Origin of the sequence: Infirmifilum sp., from assembly GCF_049970975.1 — an archaeon.
GTDB lineage: Archaea > Thermoproteota > Thermoprotei > Thermofilales > Thermofilaceae > Thermofilum > Thermofilum uzonense.
Genome location: NZ_JBMFLX010000213.1, coordinates 1 through 1,511, shown reverse-complemented (window position 1 = coordinate 1,511; position 1,511 = coordinate 1). Strand labels below are relative to the sequence as shown.

Annotated in this window: 2 protein-coding genes; one reads left to right on the top strand and one right to left on the bottom strand. The window is 51.8% G+C overall.

Translation table 11 applies throughout. The annotated features are described in order from the left end of the window. On the bottom strand, positions 1 to 318 hold a 318-nt coding region (locus ACP5KC_RS10640), incomplete at its 3' end, for an FAD-dependent oxidoreductase (protein ID WP_428287581.1). 558 nt (positions 319 to 876) lie between these two features. Between ACP5KC_RS10640 and ACP5KC_RS10635 the strand changes: the two genes are divergently transcribed. Next, positions 877 to 1,511: hypothetical protein (locus tag ACP5KC_RS10635; protein WP_428287580.1), on the top strand; the 635-nt coding region annotated here is incomplete at its 3' end.

Sequence of the window (1,511 nt, the reverse complement as noted above, 5' to 3'; positions counted from 1 at the left end):
CAGCTCCGCTGAGTCCACGACGTAGTAGCCTGCCACATTCGCCGCCTTGTACCTCGCCTTAAAGTCCCCGAGGAGGGGCAGGGCTCTCTCGTCGACGACGACCTTGTGGAACAGGCTACCGCCACCCCCGATCCCGCCACCGTAGCTGAGCCCCTTCTCCAGGACCACCACTTTGAGGTGCTTGTCGGCCAGGTACTTAGCGGCCGTCAGACCCGAGGGCCCCGCACCCACGACCAGCACGTCGCTCTCCGATAGCCCGACCAGCTCCCGCGCCGACTCCTCCACTACAAGCCTGGTTATAACGGACTCGAGCTCCAAGGAACCCACCCACAAACACTACGCTATAATCAGGTTAATAAGACTCCTATAACACGTTTATCACGGACATATCCTGTAGCACGTGAACTGCGAACACACATCGAGACTAGGCCGTTAAACCACCTAGAGTACGCGGACGGAGTTACGTCAGCCTTTTGGGGTTCTTGCGTGTAAAAGGGCTTGTCGAGCGTCGTGACGAGCCTCCTTCAGAGTCCTCACTGCTCTTCCTGAACATTACCTTAGTAGGCCGTCTGAGAGGCGATAAGAGGAGACGTAGAACATACTCGCAACTTGAGTAAGCTCGTAGACGTATCCCCCAGGTTCTCAGACTACGAAACGACAATTAACAAAGCCACGCATGCCGCCAACACACGTGAACCGCCCTCAGTAGTCTAAATCTATTTTCTTGGCGCATTGTATGCAAAAGTAAAGCTGAAAAACCGTATTCGTGCCGGATCTCTCCAGTAGAACAAACGAAATTTCGGAGACGACGTTCCCCAGCTGACAAAAGATAAAAACCAGCTTATCGATTTAAAAATTGGACGACGAGGGGTTTGAGTGCCCGGAACGGGGAAATACGGTTGCATAATATTGACGACCCGGGACTGGTTTGACAAGTGTCTTAAGGCCGACTGTAAAGTGATCCACTTCCCTGCTGGCAGTGACCCTAGAGGTATCGACAAACTCACCAAAGGTAGCGTGTGTCTATTGCTGGCAAAACCGTCGCCTAAAGCCCCCAGGAGTAAGTGGGAATTTCTTGGAGAATTCACAGTTGTAAAGGTAGACCGTGTGAGCGCTAGCGAGTTCAAAAAGAAGTACTCCAAGCTTGCTATCGAATCCGGCGGAGTACCCTTTCCGAGCGGTGATCAGTGGTGTTGGGTCATACAGTTTAGCAGGTTAGTTAAGTATGGAAAACTCGTCAAGCTGGGTGAATGCGGTGATATTGTACCTCAGAATAGGAAGCCTCTTAGTGAGTGGCGAATAGCGGGTTTCACGCTCATAAGACCCGAGAACACGGATGTGATCATCAATAGCATAAGAGACAAGGCAGGCCACGTCTCTATGACTCCAAGTCATGACAAGCTAGTAAAAATGATTCGCGACATAGGGGAGTGGATGGGCTTCGTAGTTGAGGTAGATGAGGAGACACCGGGCGGGCATTTTAAATTGGACGTTACCTGGAGGGTTACCGA